Below are 18,362 nucleotides of genomic sequence, written 5' to 3'. Positions count from 1 at the left end.
GACCGTCGGGGTAGAAGTACGCTCTGACGATGGCGTAGTAGATCGTGACACTGCAGCCGGGGACGGGTCGGTGGCGCGCGGCAACGGCCGCTGTGCCCTCCCGCTCCAGTACCTCCCACGCGGTCAGGGCATGCCAATCAAGCCGGTCGGCGCGGCTGTACGCGAAGGAACGGTTCTGGATCAGCTCGGCGCACAGGCCGCCGTCCGCCGCATGGCTGAGGTCCTCGAAGAATGCCCCGAAGGATCGGGCGAGATGGCGGTGCCGGACGCCACGGTGTCGCCGTGGATCACCGTCCCCACGGCGATGTCGGGCGTCCGGCTCGTCACGACGGCTCCTCAGTGCGCGCGGGCCACGGGGGCCTGGACGGTGACGAACGAGTGGGGAGGCAGCGTCAGAACGAGCCCCTGACCTGTTGGCTTCACGCCGTCGAACGGGCGCGGAACCACCGCCTCGGGCGAGTCCGGGGAGTTGTGGACCTGGAGTCTGTCCGCGGTCAGCAGACGAGCGGTCGGCTCGCCGACGGCTCCTCCGCGCAGGTCGAGTGTCACCTCGACCGGTTCCTCGGCGTCCAGATTGGACACTGAGATCAGCACCGCGCCGTCCTTGATGCTGGCCGAGGCGGACAGCGTGTCGAGCTCGGCATCCCCCACCCGGCGCCGGGCATCCGCGGTGCGCAGGTGCACGGCGAGTGAGGTGGCGTCCTGGTGGCCCTTGTTCATCTCGAAGACGTGGTAGGTGGGGGTGAGGACCAGCGCGTCGCCGTCGGTGAGGATCATGGCCTGCAGGACGTTGACGGTCTGCGCGATGTTCGCCATGTACAGGCGTGCTGCGTGCTTGTGGAAGATGTCGAAGTGGGTGCTGGCCACCAGCGCGTCGCGCATGGTGTTCTGCTGGAACAGGAAGCCCGGGTTGGTACCCGGTTCCACGTCCCACCAGGTGCCCCACTCGTCCAGGACCAGGCCGACCTTCCGGCCCGGGTCGTAGATGTCCATGACGGTGGAGTGACCGGTGAGGATACGATCGATCTGCTGTGCCGAGGCCATGGTGCGGTAGTAGCCCTCGGTGTCGAAGCCGGTGGCGCTGCCCTTCGACTCCCAGGTGCCGGTCATCGTGTAGTGGTGCACGGATATGGCCTGGAAGAACGTGCGCGGTGTGGCCACGCAGCCGAAGCAGTTGATCTGCTCCATCAGGGTGCGCGTCCACTTGTAGTCGTCGCCGGCCGCGCCCGAGGCGATGCGGTACAGCTTGTTGTCGCCGTGGTCGCGGCAGTACGTGGCGTACTGCCGGGCCAGATCTGCGGAGTACTCGGCGCGCATGTTGCCGCCACAGCCCCACGTCTCGTTGCCGATGCCCCAGAACTTCACGTGCCACGGCTGGTCGCGGCCGTTGGCCCTGCGCAGCCTGGCCATGGGGCTGTCGCCGTCGCGGGTCAGATACTCGACCCACTCGCTCATCTCCTGCACGGTGCCGGAGCCGACGTTGCCGCTGATGTAGGGCTCGGTGCCCAGGAGTTCACACAGCGCCATGAACTCGTGGGTGCCGAAGTGGTTGTTCTCCTCGACGTCGCCCCAGTGGGTGTTGACCATCCGGGGGCGCCGGTCGCGGGGGCCGATGCCGTCCTTCCAGTGGTACTCGTCGGCGAAACAGCCGCCGGGCCAGCGGAGGTTGGGGATGTTCAGGGCACGCAGCGCCTGGACGACGTCAAGGCGGATGCCGCCCTCGTTCGGGATCGTCGAGTCCTCCCCGACCCAGAAGCCGCCGTAGATGCAGCGGCCGAGGTGCTCGGCAAAGTGACCGTAGAGATGTCGGCTGATCGTCGGGCCCTCGATGTCGAGGTCGACGATGGCGGTAACGGTGGACATGGGGGCTCCAAGAGGCTCGGGAGAATTCTGTATCGGTAAGAGAGTTGGGGGGTACCTGGAGGGGAGGCCGTCAAGAGACCGGGGTGAAGGGCGGCTGCGCACCTCCCCGCACGGAGCCTTCGAGACAGCTGCCGAGGAACTGGTGGACGCGACCGACCCGCTCGTTGCCGGTGTCAAAGGTGGGCGGTCGGCTCCGGCGGTTACAGAGCCGCGGCCTCCTCGGTGGTGAGGAAGCGGAGTTTGTGAACGTGCCCATTGGCGAACATGGGCACGCCGTCCGAGGCCAGCTACCAGGCTGGCTTGCCCCCGCTGATGCGGATGACCTGCCCGTTGACGACGAGGTTCTCGAACGTGACGTCCTTGCGGATGTCCTCGATGCGGATGTTGTCGCACCTGACGTCGCGGATGAGGTTGCCGTGGATGCCTATGTTGATCGGGGGGCCACGTCTGCCCAGAGGCTGCAGTTTCCTGGTCCGTCCAGGTCCGAAGGTGTTCCCGCAGGTACGGCGAGACATGGTTCGGCCGCCCGTTGACGAGGTTGTACGCGGGCATCACCCCGGCCACGGCGCCGGCCTCGACGGGGCGGCGGAAGGCGCGCATGTCGTACTCGTGGAGGACCCTCGGCCGTACTGAGGAGGACGAAGTCGACCTGTCCGTCGCGTTGTTGTGGGCCGACCAGCGCTTGAGGACGGGGGCCGTCATCCAGTACGCCGGGTCGTCGCCGCGTAGGCGGCGGGTGTACGCCGTGGCGATCGCCGCCGTCAGGTGCGGGTCCTCGGCGCAGCCCTCCTCGTTCCTGCCCCACAGCGGGTGCCGCAGCAGACTGACCGTCAGCGCCCACACGTTGAGCCCCACCCGGTCGTCGCGTGGGCGCATCGCCCGCGTCTCTTGGGCGACGGCGTCGCCGACCCGGCGGAGGAGGCCGTCGTTCCAGGTCGCGCCGAGGCCGACCGCCTGCGGGAAGACCGTCGCCGGGCCCCATCCAGGCCACACCGTGCAGGGCCTCCTGCCCGGTGCGGAAGGCGGCGAGACCGAGACGGTCCACCGCGGGGGTGAACTGGTGCAGGAATGCGATGCGTTCGTCGAGTGTGAGGCAGGAGAGGAGGTCGTCGACGCGCTGGTCCAGGGCGGCGGTGGGGTCGCGGAAGAGGGGCGGCGAGCTTTCGGTCACGTACTCAGATCCCTTGAGGAGGAGAAGCAGGATGCGAAGCAGGAAGAAGACCTGGAGGCCGAGCTGGAGGTGGTGTGGGAGCAGATAAGTCGAGGTTCGAAGCGCTTCGATGTTCCGTCGCCTCGACCCAGACGTCAAGGCGTTCACCCAAGCTCACACAGACCCGCAGAAGACCCGGTCAACCTCCCACTTTCCAATGTTCTCAAGGAAAATTGACGCGAGCCTTGTGGCCCCACAGGTGGCCCCCTAACCTCGCTGCAATATCGAAGCGCTTCGAAGACTTGTCCTCCTGCCCGCGCTTCCGGTGCACGGCGAACGAGCGTTACTGGTGCCCGGTATCGGCCGCAGCGGTCGATGAACGCGCCGACTCGCCCCGGCTCCCGCCGAGATGGCCGCGCCACGCTCCGGCAACGCCCGCTCGGCGGGAACTCGAGCCCGGACGCAAGGGCGTACTGAACTGCTCAGCCACAACAATGCGCCGAGGTTCAGTGGGTGTCACCGACGGCACCGCATAGGCTGCACAGAAACCAGGTCGAAGCAGCGGAACTGTCACCAGAGAGGCGCTGGAGTTGTCTCACATAGCCGATCACTGGTCTTCCTGGCGCCGGGGCGCAGTGTGACTCGCGACGACCTCATCGGCATGCTCCGCGATCAGACTCCGGCATGCGGGCCTGCGCGTAGCGCATTGATCGCCGGGGCTGACTTTGTCGTCTGGGACGGCCTGGTCCCGGCCAACCGGCACGCGGGCGTCTTCCGGGGGCGAATGCACCACTCCTTGAAGCGTGGCCACACGATCGATGGCCTGGCCGACAGTGTCGACATCCTTCGGCGAGCCGGGGAAGAGCCGCTTCGCACCGGGTCCATCGACGCGGTGGACAGGTCATCCTGCTTCACGATCTTCCTGAACTCCACGGCGACAGCAGTGGTGGCCTGCTGCGGCGGACGCCGACCCACGACCATGGAGTCGGCCGGCACCTCCGACTCCGGCGCCCAACCTCCAAGGTGACAACACACCTGCCCTGGTGACCCATCGTGCTTTGGCTCACGCAAGCAGGTGTGACTGGGCGCTTCGTTGGCGAGTGAGAGGTCGAGTCGGTGAGTTGAGCCTGAGCCCGAGATCGATAGGTCCGATCCGGGACAAGATAGTTGGAACCTGGCCACGCATGTGGGAACTGGGTGGCGCGCGATGCCCCTGGCAGGTCGGGATGTCGGTGGCATCGGCTTGGATGAGCGGGTGACTGTCTATGACGTGGCCCTCCAGCTCCCCGCCGTCGCCGACCTGCGGGACCTGTGCCGTTCACTGGCGATGCTTGATGCGATCCTGAGCCCGGACTGGGAAAGCCGGTACTACTCCTTCAACGCCGGTTGGGCCGACGGTGAGGAGATGGCCTCGATGCGCAACGGGTCGGGAGACGAGTACTCGATCGTGTTCGCGGCGGCCGGGGCCTATGTGCGCGGCTTCGGCCACGAATCGCCGATGAGCCCCTTCGGCAACGATGGCGAGCCCTGGCCGGGTGTGATCGACCAAGTCCCCGAGCCCTTCAGAGTCTTCGTCGAGGAGCCGGCGTTCACTGATCAGGAGGGGGTGCCCGTCGTGACGGCCTGCTTGTGGCGGGGACCGACGGACGAGCGGTGGCACCACGGGACGATCGACTTCCCCGAAGGCGCTGTCGATCCTGACGGCGCGACGGGCCTGTTCAGCCTCCTGGTCGACCGGTCTGCGGAAGCGTTCCAGCGCTTCGCCGAGGACTACTACGAGATCTCCGTCGACCTGGGGGCGGTGAGCCAGGTTCACGCCTTGCGGCCGTTGGACCAGGAACTCGTATCGTTGCTGAACCCTGAGGCCAGCTTGACGGACCTGGCCCAGGACATCTCCGAGATCGGCTATCCGCAGCTGGACCAGGAGTCGGTCTGATCGCTGTCGATCTTTCGGATGAAGTGCTCGGCGTGCTGGCGCAGGAGCCCACGTAGTGCCGTGAAGTGATGGACCCAGCCTGGGCAGGCGCGTTTGGCCCAGTTTCAGCAACGCGACCTGCGGCTTCCCGCCGAACCAGCGTGACGCACTATCGTCGACCATCGAACGCGGTTGAGCGCTTGAGTTGACGGAATCCGCCAACTCAAGTGCTGGGCCGACCCGACTTTGTCGAGGCCGCTCTCGCCCTCCCCGGCGATCCCCGGTTCACGCTGCCTCCAGCTTCACCTCGCCGCTACGACGGCGAATCGACGGTGGTTTTTCACCTCCGTCCGAAACAACAGTGCCTCGTGGCGCACTGACAGCGTTCTTACAGACACCCCAAGTCCGTGCCGAGGTCATCGAGCGCGTCCTGGCCGCGATGGCCGACGCCTGTGGCGTGCCCGAGCCGTTGCCGACCTGGCGGGTGACCTTCCGCGTGATGTTCGCGCGGCAGCGTTCTGTCCGTCCTCTTCCTTCTCGACAGCGGCGTGTTCACCGAGGACAAGGCCGAGGCTGTCCGCGCCGCACTCGGCGCGTAAGGGGGCTGTGGGCGGCCGCGCTCCCGTGCGGGGCGTCGGCCGTGTCGCGGTAATTGCCCCTCGGTGAGGCCTTCAGCGCTTGATCGTGGCGTCGATGAGGGTCTGGAGCTGCAGTGCGGTGCGGTCCAGGGGTTCGGTGCTGCGCTTGGCGCGGCAGAGGGCGACGGTCCCCTCGACGGCCGCGATGACGAGCGTGGCGACCTGCGCCGCCTGTTCGGCGTCGGCGCCGTGTTCGCGCAGGGAGTCGGCGAACAGGCCCTCCCACTGGTCGAAAACCTCGGCCGCGGCCGCCAGAGCGGGTGGCACCTCGTCGGCCAGGGGCTCCTCGATGGTTACGGCCAGGACGGGGCAGCCGGCGTGGAAGTCGGTGTCGACGACGATTGCCCGCCACAGGGCCAGGAAGGCGCGCAGTCCGGCGGCGGGACCGGCCGCGAGTTCCTTGCGCAGGCTGCGCGCGACCCGCTCGCCCGTATAGCGGACCGCCTCCGTGGCCAGCTGCTGCTTGCCCTCGGGGAAGTAGTGGTACGTCGAGCCGAGCGGCGCCTGGGCGTGCTTGGCCATCTCCCGGATGCTCGTGGCGTTCAGTCCGCGCCGGCTGATCATGTCGGCGGCGCCGGCCACGATCCGCTCGCGGGACGGCGTAGCGCTGCTGCTCTTGGCCACCTGCACATCTCCTCTGGCTATAACGGTCGTCATAGTCTACCGTGACCTCTCGTTATGGCGACTGTCATAACGAGCGACTTCGCCCGCCGACGTGCGCGATGCCGCGTCGGCCGACAACACCGCAACCGGAGGTACCTCGTGACCACTGACATCCGCACCACTGACATCCGCTCCCCGCCGGCCGCACCCATCCGCGCCACGGTCTACGTCAGTCGCTGGCCGAATATCCCGGCCAGGGAGTTCCCCGGCGTACCGAACGGCACCTTCTCGCCCACCACCGCCACGCTCGTGAGCGGCGCCACCGAGGTGGTCCTGATCGACGCGCTCTACCTCAAGGACGACGTCCGCGACCTCGGTGACCTGATCGAGCGCACCGACAAGAAGCTCACGACGATCTACATCACCCACGATCACGCTGATCACTACCTGGGCTTCGGAGCCGCTCCTGGAGCGATTCCCGGAGGCGAAGGCCGTGGCGCTGCCTCTCGTGGTGGAGTCCATGAAGCAGAGCATGCAGCTTCAGATCGAGCAGTGGCGCACTCTGTTCGGCGACATCTGCGTCATGGCGGGGCCGCTTCCGGAGCCGCTCGAAGGCGACACGCTGTACGTCGACGGATCTCCCCTGCACATCATCGAGGTGAAGCAGGCGACACCCATTCCGCCAGCATCGTGCACGTCCCCGAGATCGACGTCGCCGTGGCCGGTGACTCCGTCTGCAACGAGATGCACCCGATGCTCGGCGTGTCGACGCCCGATGAGTGGCAGGACTGGCTCGAAACCGTCGACACCGTGGAGCGCCTCCGCCCGCGCATGATCGTGTCCGGACACCGCAGGCCCGACGGCGACGACTACGCGGTCGAGACCATGATCGCCCTGACCCGCGCCTACATCCAGGACTTCGCGGCTGCCTCGAAGGTCGCGAAGGACGCCGAAAAGCTGGTGGCCACCATGGTGGAGAAGTACCCGCACCACGGCAACGTCTGGACCCTCCAGTACTCCGCCGGCCAGGCGATCGCGAAGCGCGATGCCGCTGAGTGACCGAGCCTGTCACCCGAAGCCCTCACTGTCGCCTTCGCGTTGAAACGCGCCACACCACTGGCCCGCTACGAGCGGCTCCGGCACCTATTCATCATCACACCTATTCGCATTTCTGAGATTAGAGGTGGATTCATGCATCCCTTCCCCAAGGCGATCGAGAACGGCGACGCGGACGCCGTGGCCGCTCTGCTGGCCGACGACGTCGTCTTCACCGGCCCCGTCACCGTCGAGTCGTACCCGGGCAAGGCCATCACCGCGGCGATCCTGCGCGGCGCGCTCCTGATCTACGAGGACATCACCTACATCCGTGAGATCGCCAACCCCGACGGCCGCAATCATGCCTTCGTCTTCACCGCCACCGTCGCCGGCAAGCAGATCCAGGGATGCGACCTCCTGCACGTCGACTGCGACGGGAAAATCGACGAGATCACGGTGATGGTGCGCCCGCTCTCCGCCGCCCAGGCGGTCGCCGAGGCTGCAGGCGCCCTGTCCGAGCAGACCGCCCGAGAGGCCGCCGAACAGTAACCACGACGACGGACTTCGACGGACTGAGCAACCTTCCTGGCGGAGCGCCACAACGTCCCCGGCGGCTGCTACGGGCGGACGGCACCCACGTCACCTTCTCCCGCGACGACCACGACAGCCTGCACCTGTTCAACCGGACCGACCTGTTGTGCCCCACGGCTGGTGCATGCTGCCGCCCCTGCAGACCTGCGACAAGGGAAACGCCTGCCTGACGTGCTCGGTCTTCGTCACCGACAACTCCCACCAGCCCGCTCGGGAACGGCAGTTGGCCGAGACTTCAGCACTGATCGACCGCTTCACCGCCGCCTTCCAGGAGCGTCACGGCCGTCCCATGCCCGAGGACAATGTCTGGCTCGTGGCTTCAAAGGCTCACCTGATCCACGTGGGCGTCCTTTCGGGCCGGCCACCAGGGCCCGTATCCGACGAGTTATACGCAGGACGGGTGAAGGCCCCGTCTCGCGGTTTCCTCTGGCCTTTCGGCCTGTCGGCGTTCGCTTCTTGGATCATCCTTCTCCCGCCGGGGAGTTCAGCTCTCCTTGCGGTCGGCCTACCGAGCCTCGGCTTGGACCTCGACGGGGTTTCCACGTTCCACTCCGATTAAGGGGTGGGCGGCAGCGGCTTGAGGGCCGCGTGGTCGCGGGCAGCCCGGATGCCGATGACCTCCCGGTGCGTCTTGTGGATCTGGTCCCGCCGCCTGGGCACCCAGGCGGCGAACGCGGCGTCCATCTCCTCGATGGAGGAGAACGCCCGCCCGGACAGGACATGATCGCGGACGATGAGCACCTGGCGGCGCTCGACCCGGCCCTTGCCGGTGGGCCGGTAGGCGGCCAGGACGTCGATGTCGAAGTCGTAATGCCCGGCGAAGCCGACCGCTTCGGGATGCAGCGGGACTGCCTCGCCCGGGGCGACGTGCCGGCGCACGACGGTCTTGGTGCGGTCGTAGACGATCGACATCGGCACCCCTCTAATATGCGGGTCTCGATGTCAAGGTCGTGAAACTCACTGGGGCGTCAAGATGTGGTGAGGCAAGATGACGGCCGTGATCCACTACCCCTGCGTGTGCTGCGGCCATCTGACTCTGGGTGATCCACCCGGATCCTTTGAAATCTGTTCGGTTTGTTTCTGGGAGGACGATCGCGTGCAGCTGCGCTGGCCTGACTGGGCTGGCGGAGCGAACCGGCCGTCGTTGGTCGAGGCCCAGGCGAACTTCAAGGAGTTCGGGGCCTCCGAGCAACGATTCGTGACCAAGGTCCGGCCGCCTGGGGACGACGAGCCGCTGGAACAGAATTGGCGCCCCATCGACCCGGACCGGGACCACTTCGAACCTCGCGGCAGGCAGGAGGCACCGTGGCCTGTCGACTGCACGGTCCTGTACTGGTGGCGCCAGCGCGATACTGGATTCTGGCGCCGCAGCAGCTGAGGCGGTCAGCCGGCTTGCTCGTCAAGGCGGGTCAGTAGCCCGTCGAAGATCTGTTCGCGTGCGACCTGCCCATTGGCCACCGCGTCGTCCCGCTGGCGCTCGAGGGTCGGGCGGAACTCGATTGTGGTGACGAAGAACGTGCACGACTCGCAGACCGACTCGAAGTGGCAGTCCATCTCGACCGGGCGAGCGCAGTAGCCGTTGCCGAGCATCCGACGGTGCATCTCCCGGCGAAGCTTGCCCATCTCTGAACCCTCGGCGTCGGCCGGCAGTTGGCGCGGAGCGTCGTAGAGGGCCTCGACCTTCTCCGAGACGGCGAAGTACTCATCCGCGACCGTCCGGTCGGCGATCCGCGCATAAACACGCGTCATGGACAACGACCGGTGACCGAGCAGTGCGGCGATCGCCTCCAGGGACATGCCTCGGTTGATCGCCTGGGTGGCCAGGGTGTGTCTGAGCTGATGCGGGGTGACCCGGCCGAGACCGGCCCGCTCTGCGGCCCTGCGGACGGCCGTCTCGATGCGAGATGCCTTGACCGGACGGCCGTGATCGGTGAACAGCAGGTTCGAACGCAGGCCCTCGGGCCGGTGCAGCAGCCAGTCATCGGCGGGAGTCATGACCGGGTCCGCATCGTCACCTGGGCCGTCCTCGGTGCAACCACCGTACTGCTCGCCCGGGCCCACGCCGAGACCCGTCCCGTGCCGCGGGTGGGCCGGCCAGAGGCGCAACTCCCGCGGCCGGGTGCCGGGGTGGGCGGCCTCTGCGTCGTCCTCATCACCGACGCCCACTACGACCCGCTCGAACGCGCCCGCTGGTCGGCGCGGGTGTGCGAGAGCGGTGAACACCCTGGAAGCGGACCTGGTCTGCCACACCGGCGACATCGCGGACGGCACGGCCGAATGCCGCCGCGCCGAGGCCGTCCTGCCGGCAACCGTGCGGCCACCCGAGCCCGTGTAAACGCACGCAACCATCAGGACTGCAGCGAAGCCGAGGGCTGGATCGCCTTGATGGACGAAGTGGGTCGGCAGCCGCTGCGCAACCGCCACCTGCTGCTCGAACGCGGAGGCCACACACCCGTCGTCGCCTGCGCGGACGACGTCACCGCCGACTCCTCCGGCCTGGCGGGCCACTGCGCCCATTTCGCTGGAGCGCTGGACGGCGCCGACCCCGCACTGCCCGTCCTGCTCCTGGCGCACCAGCCCGAGTTCATCGACCGGGCGGCAGCCGCAGGCATCGACCTCCAGCTCTCCGGGCACACCGACGGCGGCCAGATCTGGCCATTGCACGACCGCGTCCGCCTCGATCAGCCCTTGCCGGGTTCAGCCACCACGGACCCCGCACCCTCCTCCGCACCACGGCCGACGCCTCCGCCGGGAGCGGTCCACAGGTCGAAGGACCGCGACATGAGACGAAGCCCAGGCCGACGCGTCTCGCACAGGGGACGATCCGAACATCATGAGCCTGGCAGTTGGTACCGGGCGGCAACGACCAGGCAGAACCGTCCGTTCCGGGTGCCGCCCATGGACAGACGCGCCCGTCCTTGCGCCCCAGCACCGAAGTGCCTCGCTGCCGCACCGAAGTGACGCAGTACCAGAACGCTTGAGCACCAGGAGTACGCGGGGAGCGGCGTCGGGCTGCCGGGCCCGTCATGCGTTCCGCGTCTTACGCGTTGCGGGAAGGCCGGAATCGAATCGGTTCCGCGCAAGCGCTTCGACGAGATGGTACGGCCGGCGCGGGTCGGGGGGCAATGGTGTGCCGCACGCCGAAGAACGCGCCCAAGGGCGGGTCGGGGATCGTCTCATCGGCCGGTGCGGTGCGCACTGATCCCTCGTCAACCGCTGTTCGGCGGCCGCGCCCCAGGTCAGTGGCATTGCAGGGGGTGGCTGAGCGATCGCGGTCCGGCCGTCGGCCCGGCTCGGCGCGACGCGTCGAGCCGCGTCGGCGTGAGGGCACACCGCCGCTCGTCCACTGTCACGGCCGGATCTGCTCGAGCGGGCCGGTCGACGAGGATCCGGGGAGATCGGCGATCGAACCGATTCGGAATCCAGGCCGGACGAAGGAGGTCGGGCCCTTGACAGCACTGCGGAATCGGGAGCACCGTCTCCCCCCGAAACCTCTCTGCAATCCCACTGAAAGATCGGCACCTTCAAGCGCTTCCGCATTTGTCAGCGCCACCAGCACAGAACCCGACTGGGTTCCGCCGGCACGGTAGGGAGATCGGATGGGAACGACAGGTACGAGACGTCACGTGCTGTTCGGGCGCGGTGGCGTCCAACGACTGCTCGCTGCGGTACGGCGCCGCGGAGGGCCGGGACATGAGTTGGACCAGGCATCTGTCCGATCGTGGGAGCGCTCCCGCAGTTCTCGGCCGAAAACATTCGCCCGGGCGGGGGCCGCGGCCGTGCTCGCCGTGGGCGCGCTGGCCGGTGCCACGGCCACGACCGGGACGGCGCGGGCCGCCACGTCCGGACCGTGTGATCTCTACGCGGCCGGCGGGACGCCCTGTGTGGCGGCCCACAGCACGACGCGAGCGTTGTACGCCTCGTACAACGGGCCGCTCTACCAGGTCAGGCGCGCCTCGGACAACACCACCCGCAACGTCGGCGTCCTGAGTGCGGGCGGGTACGCCGACGCCGCCGCGCAGGACTCGTTCTGCGCGGGGACGACCTGTCTGATCTCGATCATCTACGACCAGTCCGGTCGCGGGAACAACCTCACCCAGGCGCCCGGTGGCGGTGCCGCGGGCGGTCCCGACAACCTCGCGAACGCGACGGCCGCGCCCACCATGGTGGGCGGTCACAAGGCCTACGGCGTCTTCGTGGCACCCGGTACGGGATACCGCAACAACCACACCAACGGCATCGCGACCGGGGACAACCCCGAGGGCATGTACGCGATCTTCGACGGCACGCACTACAACGGCGGCTGCTGCTTCGACTACGGCAATGCCGAGACGGACAGCAACGACGACGGCAACGGCACCATGGAGGCCATCTACTTCGGCAACATCAAGGTCTGGGGCTACGGTGCGGGCAACGGCCCCTGGATCATGGCCGATCTGGAGAACGGCCTGTTCTCCGGGGTGAACCAGCACTACAACGCGAACGACCCGACCATCAACTACCGGTATACGACCGCCATCGTCAAAGGCGGCCCGAACCACTGGGCGATCCGCGGCGGCAACGCGCAGTCGGGCAGCCTGTCCACGTTCTACGACGGTGTGCGGCCCAACGTCGCGGGCTACAACCCGATGCGGAAGCAGGGCGCCATCATCCTGGGCATCGGTGGTGACAACAGCAAGGGCGCCCAAGGCACCTTCTACGAGGGCGTGATGACCTCCGGCTACCCGTCGGACGCCACCGAGAACGCGGTTCAGGCCAACATCACCGCGGCCGGCTACGGCAATGCGACCGGCGGGACGGGCACCGGCGCGCTGCACGCGGTGGGCGCGGGCAAGTGCCTGGACGTGCCGAACTCGTCCACCGCGGCCGGGACGCAGCTGCAGATCTGGGACTGCGGCGGTGGCACCAACCAGAGCTGGACCCGCACCTCCTCCGACCAGCTGACCGTGTACAGCGGCAGCAGCCAGCTGTGTCTGGACGCGTACAACAACCAGACCACGGCCGGCACCAAGGTGGTGACCTGGCCGTGCAACGGCGGCGCCAATCAGCAGTGGCGGCTGAACTCCGACGGCACGATCACCGGCACCCAGTCCGGACTCTGCCTCGACGTCACCGGCGCCTCCACGGCGAACGGCGCCCTGGCCGAACTATGGACCTGCAACGGTGGCTCCAACCAGCGATGGAGCCTCGGCTGAGGGGAGTGGCTCCAGCCCGTGACCGGTCTCACCACCGGCCATGGGTCGGGCGGGACCCGGAGCCTGGGCTTCGCCGCTCCGGTGCCCGGCGCCCTGCGCACCTGCCGAGATCTTCCTACCGTCCGACCGGATTGCTACTGGGCATCCGCATCGAATGCCACCGCCACCACTGGAGGATGACGATGTCCCGAGCCAGAGCGCTCCGCGGCCTCCGGGCCGCCCCCCTGGCTCTGCTCGCCTTACTGGCCGGGAGTCTGCCCACGGCCGGTGCCGCGTTCGCCGTACCGTCCGAGCGCCAGGCATCGGCCGCCGAGCTGTACGTGGCGCCGGGTGCGCCCGCGGGCGGGAACGGCACCGTCGAGCAGCCGTTCGCGACGATCGACCAGGCGCAGCAGCCGGCGCACCGGCTCTCGGCCGACGCGGACGTGGTGGTCCGCCTGGCCGGTGGCATCTACCGGCTGTCCAAACCGCTGACGTTCGGTTCCCGCGAAGGCGGCCAGAACCGGCACACCATCACCTACCAGGCCATGCCCGGGCAGCAGCCGGTCGTGAGCGGCGCCCAGCAGATATCTGGTTGGCAGGTTCATGATCAAAGCAGCAACATCTGGTCGGTCCCCGTCGGCAGCGGCGTGAACACGCGTCAGTTGTACGTGAACGGCAAGCAGGCACCGCGGGCGGCGATCCAAGTACCCCGCGCCGGCTTCACCTTCACACAGACCGGCCTGACCGTCACCGACTCCTCCCTCGACTACCTGGCCGGCCTCTTGGACCAGAACCACATGGAAGTCGAGAGCATCAACTCCTTCACCGACCGCTACGCGCCGGTCCAGTCGATCAGCGGCAGGACCCTCACCATGCAGCAGCCGGCGTGGAACAACAACTCCTGGGGCTACGACACCATCAACGCGCCCTTCGCCGGCGGGGCCATGTATCTGGAGAACAACTACGCGTTCCTCAAGCAGGCCGGGCAGTGGTACCTCGACTCGTCCAACGGGGACCTGTACTACCGGGCCCAGCCCGGACAGAACCCGAACAGCCTCGACGTCGAACTGCCCCGGCTGCAGAGCCTGCTCGGCATCAGCGGCAGCTACGGCTCACCGGCGACCGGGCTGGGATTCTCCGGTATCCGGTTCACCGGGACCTCCTGGCTGGGCCCGAGCGGACCCGACGGCTACGCGGACCAGCAGAGCGGCGCACACATCACCGGTGCCTACGCGATGCCCGCCAACTGGCTGAGCACCTGCAAGTCGGGGTGCACACAGTTCGAGGCCACCCGAAACCACTGGGCGCAGATGCCCGCGGCCGTCCAGGTCTCCGCCGCCACCGGCATCACGTTCTCGGGTGACACGTTCTCCGAACTCGGGCAGGCCGGGCTGGGCGTGGGCAACGACGGCGTCGCCACCGCCTCCGGCACCGGACTGGGTGCGAACGGCGTCACCGTCACCGGCAACACGTTCACCGACCTCGCCGGCAGCGGCATCCAGGTCGGCGGGATCCAGCCGGACGCGCACCACCCCGGCGACCATCAGATGACCAACCAGAACATCACCATCAGCAACAACAAGGTCAGCGCGGTGGGCACCGACTACAAGGAGACCGCGGGAATCCTGTCCACCTACGTCACGAACGCGACGATCACCCACAACCAGTGCGACCACCTGCCCTACGACGGGATCGACATCGGCTGGGGCTGGGGGATGAACGACCCCGGCGGCAGCCAGGACTACGCCAACCGGGGCACGTACAACTACCAGCCGGTCTACAGCACTCCCACCACGCTGAAGAACAACACCGTCTCCCACAACCTGGTCTTCGACACCAAGAACGCGATGTTCGACGGCGGCAGCATCTACAGCCTGTCCGCGGCCCCCGGCTCGGTGATCTCCGACAACTACATGTACGACAACAACCGCACCACCGCGCTGTACCTCGACGAGGGTTCCCGGTACCTGAAAGTGTCCACCAACGTGGTGCAGGACGCGGGCAACTGGGCGCTCACCAACGCCAACGCCAACAACCACACCGACGACAGCTCGTTCTCCGGCAACTGGTACAACGGCGGCAACACATACGTCGCCACCGGCCCTCCCCACAACAACGTCCTCACCGGCAACGTCCTGGTCAGCGGCACCAACTGGCCGCAGGGCGCCAGAGCGGTCATCCAGCAGGCGGGCGTCCAGTCCTCGGGCGACGGCGGCTTCCCCACGGGCTACCACCAGTTGGTGATCAGCAGCAACAGCCTGTGCCTGGACGTGTACGGCAACTCCACCGGCGCGGGCGCCGCGATCGACCAGTGGGCCTGCAACGGGCAGAGCAACCAGCAGTTCGAGTTCGTGCCGGTCTCGGGCGGCTACGGGCAACTGCGCGCGCAGAACTCCGGACAGGTCGTGGCGGTGGCCGGCGGCTCCACGACCGCCGGTACGCCGAACATCGTGCAGCAGGCCGCGGGCGGAGCATCCAGCGCCCTGTGGCTGCCGGTACAGCAGTCCGACGGCTCGTATTCCTTCAAGAACCAGAACAGCGGTCTGTGCCTGGATGTCTACGGCGGCAGCAGCGACCCGGGCCGGCAACTGGACCAGTGGCCCTGCAAGAACGCACCCGGCACCAACCAGGAGTTCACCCCCCGCTGACCCATTCACGCCTCCGGAACACCCACACGATCCGGCAATTCGTTCCCCCCACCCACTGACCCGCACCCCCTGAGGAACGCTGATGAAGAAGTACTGGGCACCCTTGGCCGCGGCGCTGACGGCCACCCTCGGTGTGGGCGCCGCGTGGCCCGGCGCGGCCACCGCCGCCGAGGCGCCGCCCTCCGCCACGCGGGCCGCCGCGGCCACGCCGCTGCGGCTGATGCCGTTGGGAGACTCGATCACCTGGGGCGTCGGCAGCCCGTCAGGGAACAGCTACCGGGGCTTCCTCGGGAACAAGCTGACGGCCGAGGGGCACACCCTGGACTTCGTCGGCTCGGGGCGCAATGGCAGCATGTCCGACCCGGACAACGAAGGCCACTCCGGCTGGCGGATCGACCAGATCGCCGGCATCGCGGACTCCGTGCTGGCACGTTACCGCCCGAACGTGGTCACCCTGGAGATCGGCACCAACGACCTGAACGGCAACTACCAGATCCCGACCGCTGCCGACCGGCTCCACGCGCTCATCGACCAGATCACCAGGGCAGTACCCGACGCGACCGTCCTCGTCGGCACCGTGATCATCTCCACCAGCGGCACCGAGGAGGCCAACCGGCCCGCGTTCAACGCCAAGTTGCCCGGGATCGTCCAGGCCGAGCAGGCCGCCGGTAAACACGTACGTCTGGTGGACATGAGCGCCCTGACCGCCGCGGACCTGTCCGACTCCCTGCACCCCAACGACAGCGGCTTCGGCAAGATGGCGGACGCCTTCAACGCGGGGATCCAGGCGGCGGACGCGGCGGGCTGGATCAAGCCGCCGGACTCCACGAGCGGGCAGGTGCGTTCCGGGATCGCGGGGAAGTGCCTGGGGGTGAGCGGCGGCAACAGCGCCAACGGGACCGCCGCCGAGATCCGGTCCTGCGACGGCTCCGCCGCGCAAACGTGGTCCGCGCGCTCCGACGGCACCCTGCGGGCGCTCGGGAAGTGCCTCGACGCCGCCGGCCGCGGTACCGCCAACGGCACCAAGATCGCGATCTGGGACTGCAACGGCGGAACCAACCAGCAATGGCAGACGCACAACGGCGGCTACCGCAACCCCGTCTCCGGCCGCTGCCTCGACGACCCCAACGCGTCCACCGCCGACGGTACGCAGCTGGTCCTGTGGGACTGCAACGGCGGAACCAACCAGCAGTGGTCCGCACTGCCCGTGTCCTGAACTCACACCGCCGCACAAGGAGGTTGATCCTTCATGTCCTGGCTCAACGACGAGCCTCTGCTCCGCAGAGCCCTGGTCTCGGCCACCGGCCTGTTGGTCGGTACGGCACTGACCCTGACCGGACCGGCGAGCCTCACCGCGCACGCCGCTTCCAGCACACTGGGCGCGGCTGCGGCCGACAGCGGCCGCTATTTCGGTACGGCCGTGGCCGCCGGAAAGCTCGGCGACTCGACGTATGCCACGATCCTCGACCGGGAATTCAACATGATCACCCCGGAGAACGAGATGAAGTGGGACACCACCGAACCGTCCCGCGGCAACTTCAACTTCGGCCCGGCCGACCAGATCGTCAACCATGCCACCGCGGACGGGCAGCGGATGCGCGGCCACACCCTGGTGTGGCACGGGCAGCTGCCCGGCTGGGTCGGCTCCATCGGTGACGCAGGCACCCTGCGCAGCGTGATGAACAACCACATCACCACCGAGATGAACCACTTCAAGGGCAAGATCTACGCCTGGGACGTGGTCAACGAGGCGTTCGCCGACGGCGGCAGCGGTCAACACCGCAGCTCGGTCTTCCAGAACGTGCTCGGCAACGGCTTCATCGAGGAGGCCTTCCGCACCGCCAGGGCCGCCGACCCGGCGGCCAAGCTCTGCTACAACGACTACAACATCGAGAACTGGAGCGACGCCAAGACGCAGGGCGTCTACAACATGGTCAGGGACTTCAAGGCGCGCGGTGTGCCCATCGACTGCGTCGGCTTCCAGAGCCACTTCGGCTCCGGCGGTCCGCCGTCCAACTTTCAGACGACTCTGTCGAGCTTCGCCGCCCTCGGCGTCGACGTCCAGATCACCGAACTCGACATCGCCCGGGCATCGGCGACAGCGTACGGCAACACGGTGCGGGCCTGCATGAGCGTCGCGCGTTGCACCGGCATCACGGTGTGGGGGATCAGGGACAGCGACTCGTGGCGGACGGGGGAGAACCCGCTGCTGTTCGACAACAACGGCAACAAGAAGCCGGCCTACGACGCGTCGCTCTCCGCGCTCGGTGGAGATGCGGGGAATCCGGGCGGAGGCATCGTCTCGGGACAGGTGTACTCGCTGACCGACGTCGCCGCGGGCCGGGTGCTGGACGTGCCGGGCGGCCAGACGGCGAACGGCACGCTCCTGCAGGTCTGGGACGCCAACGGCGGTGCGAACCAGCAGTGGCGGGCGAGTCAGAACAGCGACGGCTCCTACACGTTGACGAACGTCGCCAGCGGGCGGGTGCTGGACGAGCCGGGGGGCCAGACGGGCAACGGCACCCGGATGGAGATCTGGGACGCCAACGGCGGTGCGAACCAGCACTGGCGGGCGAGCGGTAACAGCGACGGTTCGTACACCCTGGTCAACGTCGCCTCCGGCCGGGCACTGGAGGTCCCCAGCGGACAGACCGGCAATGGGGCCCCGGTCCAGATCTGGGACTCCAACGGCGGCGCCAACCAGCACTGGAGCTTCAGGTGAAGTGACCCGGCGTGCAGCGC

At 67.9% G+C, this 18,362-nt stretch carries 12 protein-coding genes and 4 pseudogenes; 10 read left to right on the top strand and 6 right to left on the bottom strand.

What is annotated here, in order from left to right; translation table 11 throughout:
• Positions 1-336: 336 nt before the first annotated feature.
• The 3 genes and pseudogenes from ACIBJB_RS32310 to ACIBJB_RS32300 form a co-directional block, all read right to left on the bottom strand.
• Complete coding sequence (locus tag ACIBJB_RS32310; RefSeq protein ID WP_398936212.1) at positions 337-1,863, bottom strand: alpha-N-arabinofuranosidase; 1,527 nt, start codon at positions 1,861-1,863, stop codon at positions 337-339.
• A gap of 287 nt (positions 1,864-2,150) precedes the next feature.
• The gene (locus tag ACIBJB_RS32305) at positions 2,151-2,378 is read right to left on the bottom strand and encodes a hypothetical protein (RefSeq protein WP_398936230.1); all 228 of its coding nucleotides are present in this window, start codon (positions 2,376-2,378) and stop codon (positions 2,151-2,153) included.
• Positions 2,299-3,034, bottom strand: a pseudogene (locus tag ACIBJB_RS32300) (glycoside hydrolase family 3 N-terminal domain-containing protein); the annotation flags it as partial. The gene ACIBJB_RS32305 and the pseudogene ACIBJB_RS32300, both read right to left, overlap by 80 nt.
• Positions 3,035-4,268: 1,234 nt before the next feature.
• Here ACIBJB_RS32300 and ACIBJB_RS32295 point away from each other — a divergent pair.
• Positions 4,269-4,949: a hypothetical protein gene (locus ACIBJB_RS32295; protein WP_398935824.1), complete on the top strand. Its 681-nt coding sequence runs from the start codon at positions 4,269-4,271 to the stop codon at positions 4,947-4,949.
• A gap of 650 nt (positions 4,950-5,599) precedes the next feature.
• On the opposite strand, the gene ACIBJB_RS32290 is transcribed toward ACIBJB_RS32295, so the two are convergent.
• Positions 5,600-6,190 (bottom strand): TetR/AcrR family transcriptional regulator, encoded by a 591-nt coding sequence (locus ACIBJB_RS32290; protein ID WP_398935822.1) that lies wholly within the window; start codon positions 6,188-6,190, stop codon positions 5,600-5,602.
• Positions 6,191-6,328: 138 nt separating this feature from the next.
• On the opposite strand from ACIBJB_RS32290, the gene ACIBJB_RS32285 reads away from it, so the two are divergent.
• The 3 genes from ACIBJB_RS32285 (at position 6,329) to ACIBJB_RS32275 (ending at position 8,354) form a co-directional block, all read left to right on the top strand.
• Positions 6,329-7,228, top strand: a complete 900-nt coding sequence (locus ACIBJB_RS32285; RefSeq protein ID WP_398935820.1) for an MBL fold metallo-hydrolase — start codon at positions 6,329-6,331, stop codon at positions 7,226-7,228.
• A gap of 132 nt (positions 7,229-7,360) precedes the next feature.
• A complete protein-coding gene (locus ACIBJB_RS32280) occupies positions 7,361-7,753 on the top strand; it encodes a nuclear transport factor 2 family protein (RefSeq protein ID WP_398935818.1) in 393 nt (130 codons plus the stop codon).
• 166 nt (positions 7,754-7,919) lie between these two features.
• Positions 7,920-8,354, top strand: a complete 435-nt coding sequence (locus tag ACIBJB_RS32275; protein ID WP_398935816.1) for a hypothetical protein — start codon at positions 7,920-7,922, stop codon at positions 8,352-8,354.
• On the opposite strand, the pseudogene ACIBJB_RS32270 reads toward ACIBJB_RS32275, so the two are convergent.
• A pseudogene (locus ACIBJB_RS32270) lies at positions 8,354-8,725 on the bottom strand (IS21 family transposase); the annotation flags it as partial. The gene ACIBJB_RS32275 and the pseudogene ACIBJB_RS32270 sit on opposite strands and share 1 nt — an antisense overlap.
• 58 nt (positions 8,726-8,783) lie before the next feature.
• Here ACIBJB_RS32270 and ACIBJB_RS32265 point away from each other — a divergent pair.
• Positions 8,784-9,173, top strand: coding sequence for a CPCC family cysteine-rich protein (locus tag ACIBJB_RS32265; RefSeq protein ID WP_398935814.1), 390 nt, complete (start codon positions 8,784-8,786; stop codon positions 9,171-9,173).
• Positions 9,174-9,178: 5 nt separating this feature from the next.
• On the opposite strand, the gene ACIBJB_RS32260 is transcribed toward ACIBJB_RS32265, so the two are convergent.
• Positions 9,179-9,790: a tyrosine-type recombinase/integrase gene (locus tag ACIBJB_RS32260; protein ID WP_398935812.1), complete on the bottom strand. Its 612-nt coding sequence runs from the start codon at positions 9,788-9,790 to the stop codon at positions 9,179-9,181.
• On the opposite strand from ACIBJB_RS32260, the pseudogene ACIBJB_RS32255 reads away from it, so the two are divergent.
• From ACIBJB_RS32255 to ACIBJB_RS32235, 5 genes and pseudogenes are all read left to right on the top strand, one after another.
• Positions 9,776-10,530, top strand: a pseudogene (locus ACIBJB_RS32255) (metallophosphoesterase); the annotation flags it as partial. The gene ACIBJB_RS32260 and the pseudogene ACIBJB_RS32255 sit on opposite strands and share 15 nt — an antisense overlap.
• Positions 10,531-11,394: 864 nt before the next feature.
• Entirely contained in the window at positions 11,395-12,990 is a 1,596-nt protein-coding gene (locus ACIBJB_RS32250; RefSeq protein ID WP_398935810.1) for an arabinofuranosidase catalytic domain-containing protein, read from the top strand.
• Between the two features lie 182 nt (positions 12,991-13,172).
• The gene (locus tag ACIBJB_RS32245) at positions 13,173-15,620 is read left to right on the top strand and encodes an RICIN domain-containing protein (protein ID WP_398935808.1); all 2,448 of its coding nucleotides are present in this window, start codon (positions 13,173-13,175) and stop codon (positions 15,618-15,620) included.
• A gap of 82 nt (positions 15,621-15,702) precedes the next feature.
• Entirely contained in the window at positions 15,703-16,836 is a 1,134-nt protein-coding gene (locus ACIBJB_RS32240; protein ID WP_398935806.1) for a ricin-type beta-trefoil lectin domain protein, read from the top strand.
• 33 nt (positions 16,837-16,869) lie between these two features.
• Positions 16,870-18,339, top strand: a pseudogene (locus ACIBJB_RS32235) (endo-1,4-beta-xylanase); the annotation flags it as partial.
• Positions 18,340-18,362: the final 23 nt, after the last annotated feature.

Source organism: Streptomyces sp. NPDC050759 (assembly GCF_044456945.1).
GTDB lineage: Bacteria > Actinomycetota > Actinomycetes > Streptomycetales > Streptomycetaceae > Streptomyces.
This window is presented reverse-complemented; position numbering and strand designations above follow the sequence as displayed.

Excerpts from the sequence above, each read along its gene's own strand:
- ACIBJB_RS32310 (WP_398936212.1), bottom strand. The coding sequence starts at position 1,863 with ATGTCCACCGTTACCGCCATCGTCGACCTCGACATCGAGGGCCCGACG.
- ACIBJB_RS32305 (WP_398936230.1), bottom strand. The coding sequence starts at position 2,378 with ATGTCTCGCCGTACCTGCGGGAACACCTTCGGACCTGGACGGACCAGG.
- ACIBJB_RS32280 (WP_398935818.1), top strand. The coding sequence starts at position 7,361 with ATGCATCCCTTCCCCAAGGCGATCGAGAACGGCGACGCGGACGCCGTG.
- ACIBJB_RS32275 (WP_398935816.1), top strand. The coding sequence starts at position 7,920 with ATGCTGCCGCCCCTGCAGACCTGCGACAAGGGAAACGCCTGCCTGACG.
- ACIBJB_RS32265 (WP_398935814.1), top strand. The coding sequence starts at position 8,784 with ATGACGGCCGTGATCCACTACCCCTGCGTGTGCTGCGGCCATCTGACT.
- ACIBJB_RS32260 (WP_398935812.1), bottom strand. The coding sequence starts at position 9,790 with ATGACTCCCGCCGATGACTGGCTGCTGCACCGGCCCGAGGGCCTGCGT.
- ACIBJB_RS32250 (WP_398935810.1), top strand. The coding sequence starts at position 11,395 with ATGGGAACGACAGGTACGAGACGTCACGTGCTGTTCGGGCGCGGTGGC.
- ACIBJB_RS32245 (WP_398935808.1), top strand. The coding sequence starts at position 13,173 with ATGTCCCGAGCCAGAGCGCTCCGCGGCCTCCGGGCCGCCCCCCTGGCT.
- ACIBJB_RS32240 (WP_398935806.1), top strand. The coding sequence starts at position 15,703 with ATGAAGAAGTACTGGGCACCCTTGGCCGCGGCGCTGACGGCCACCCTC.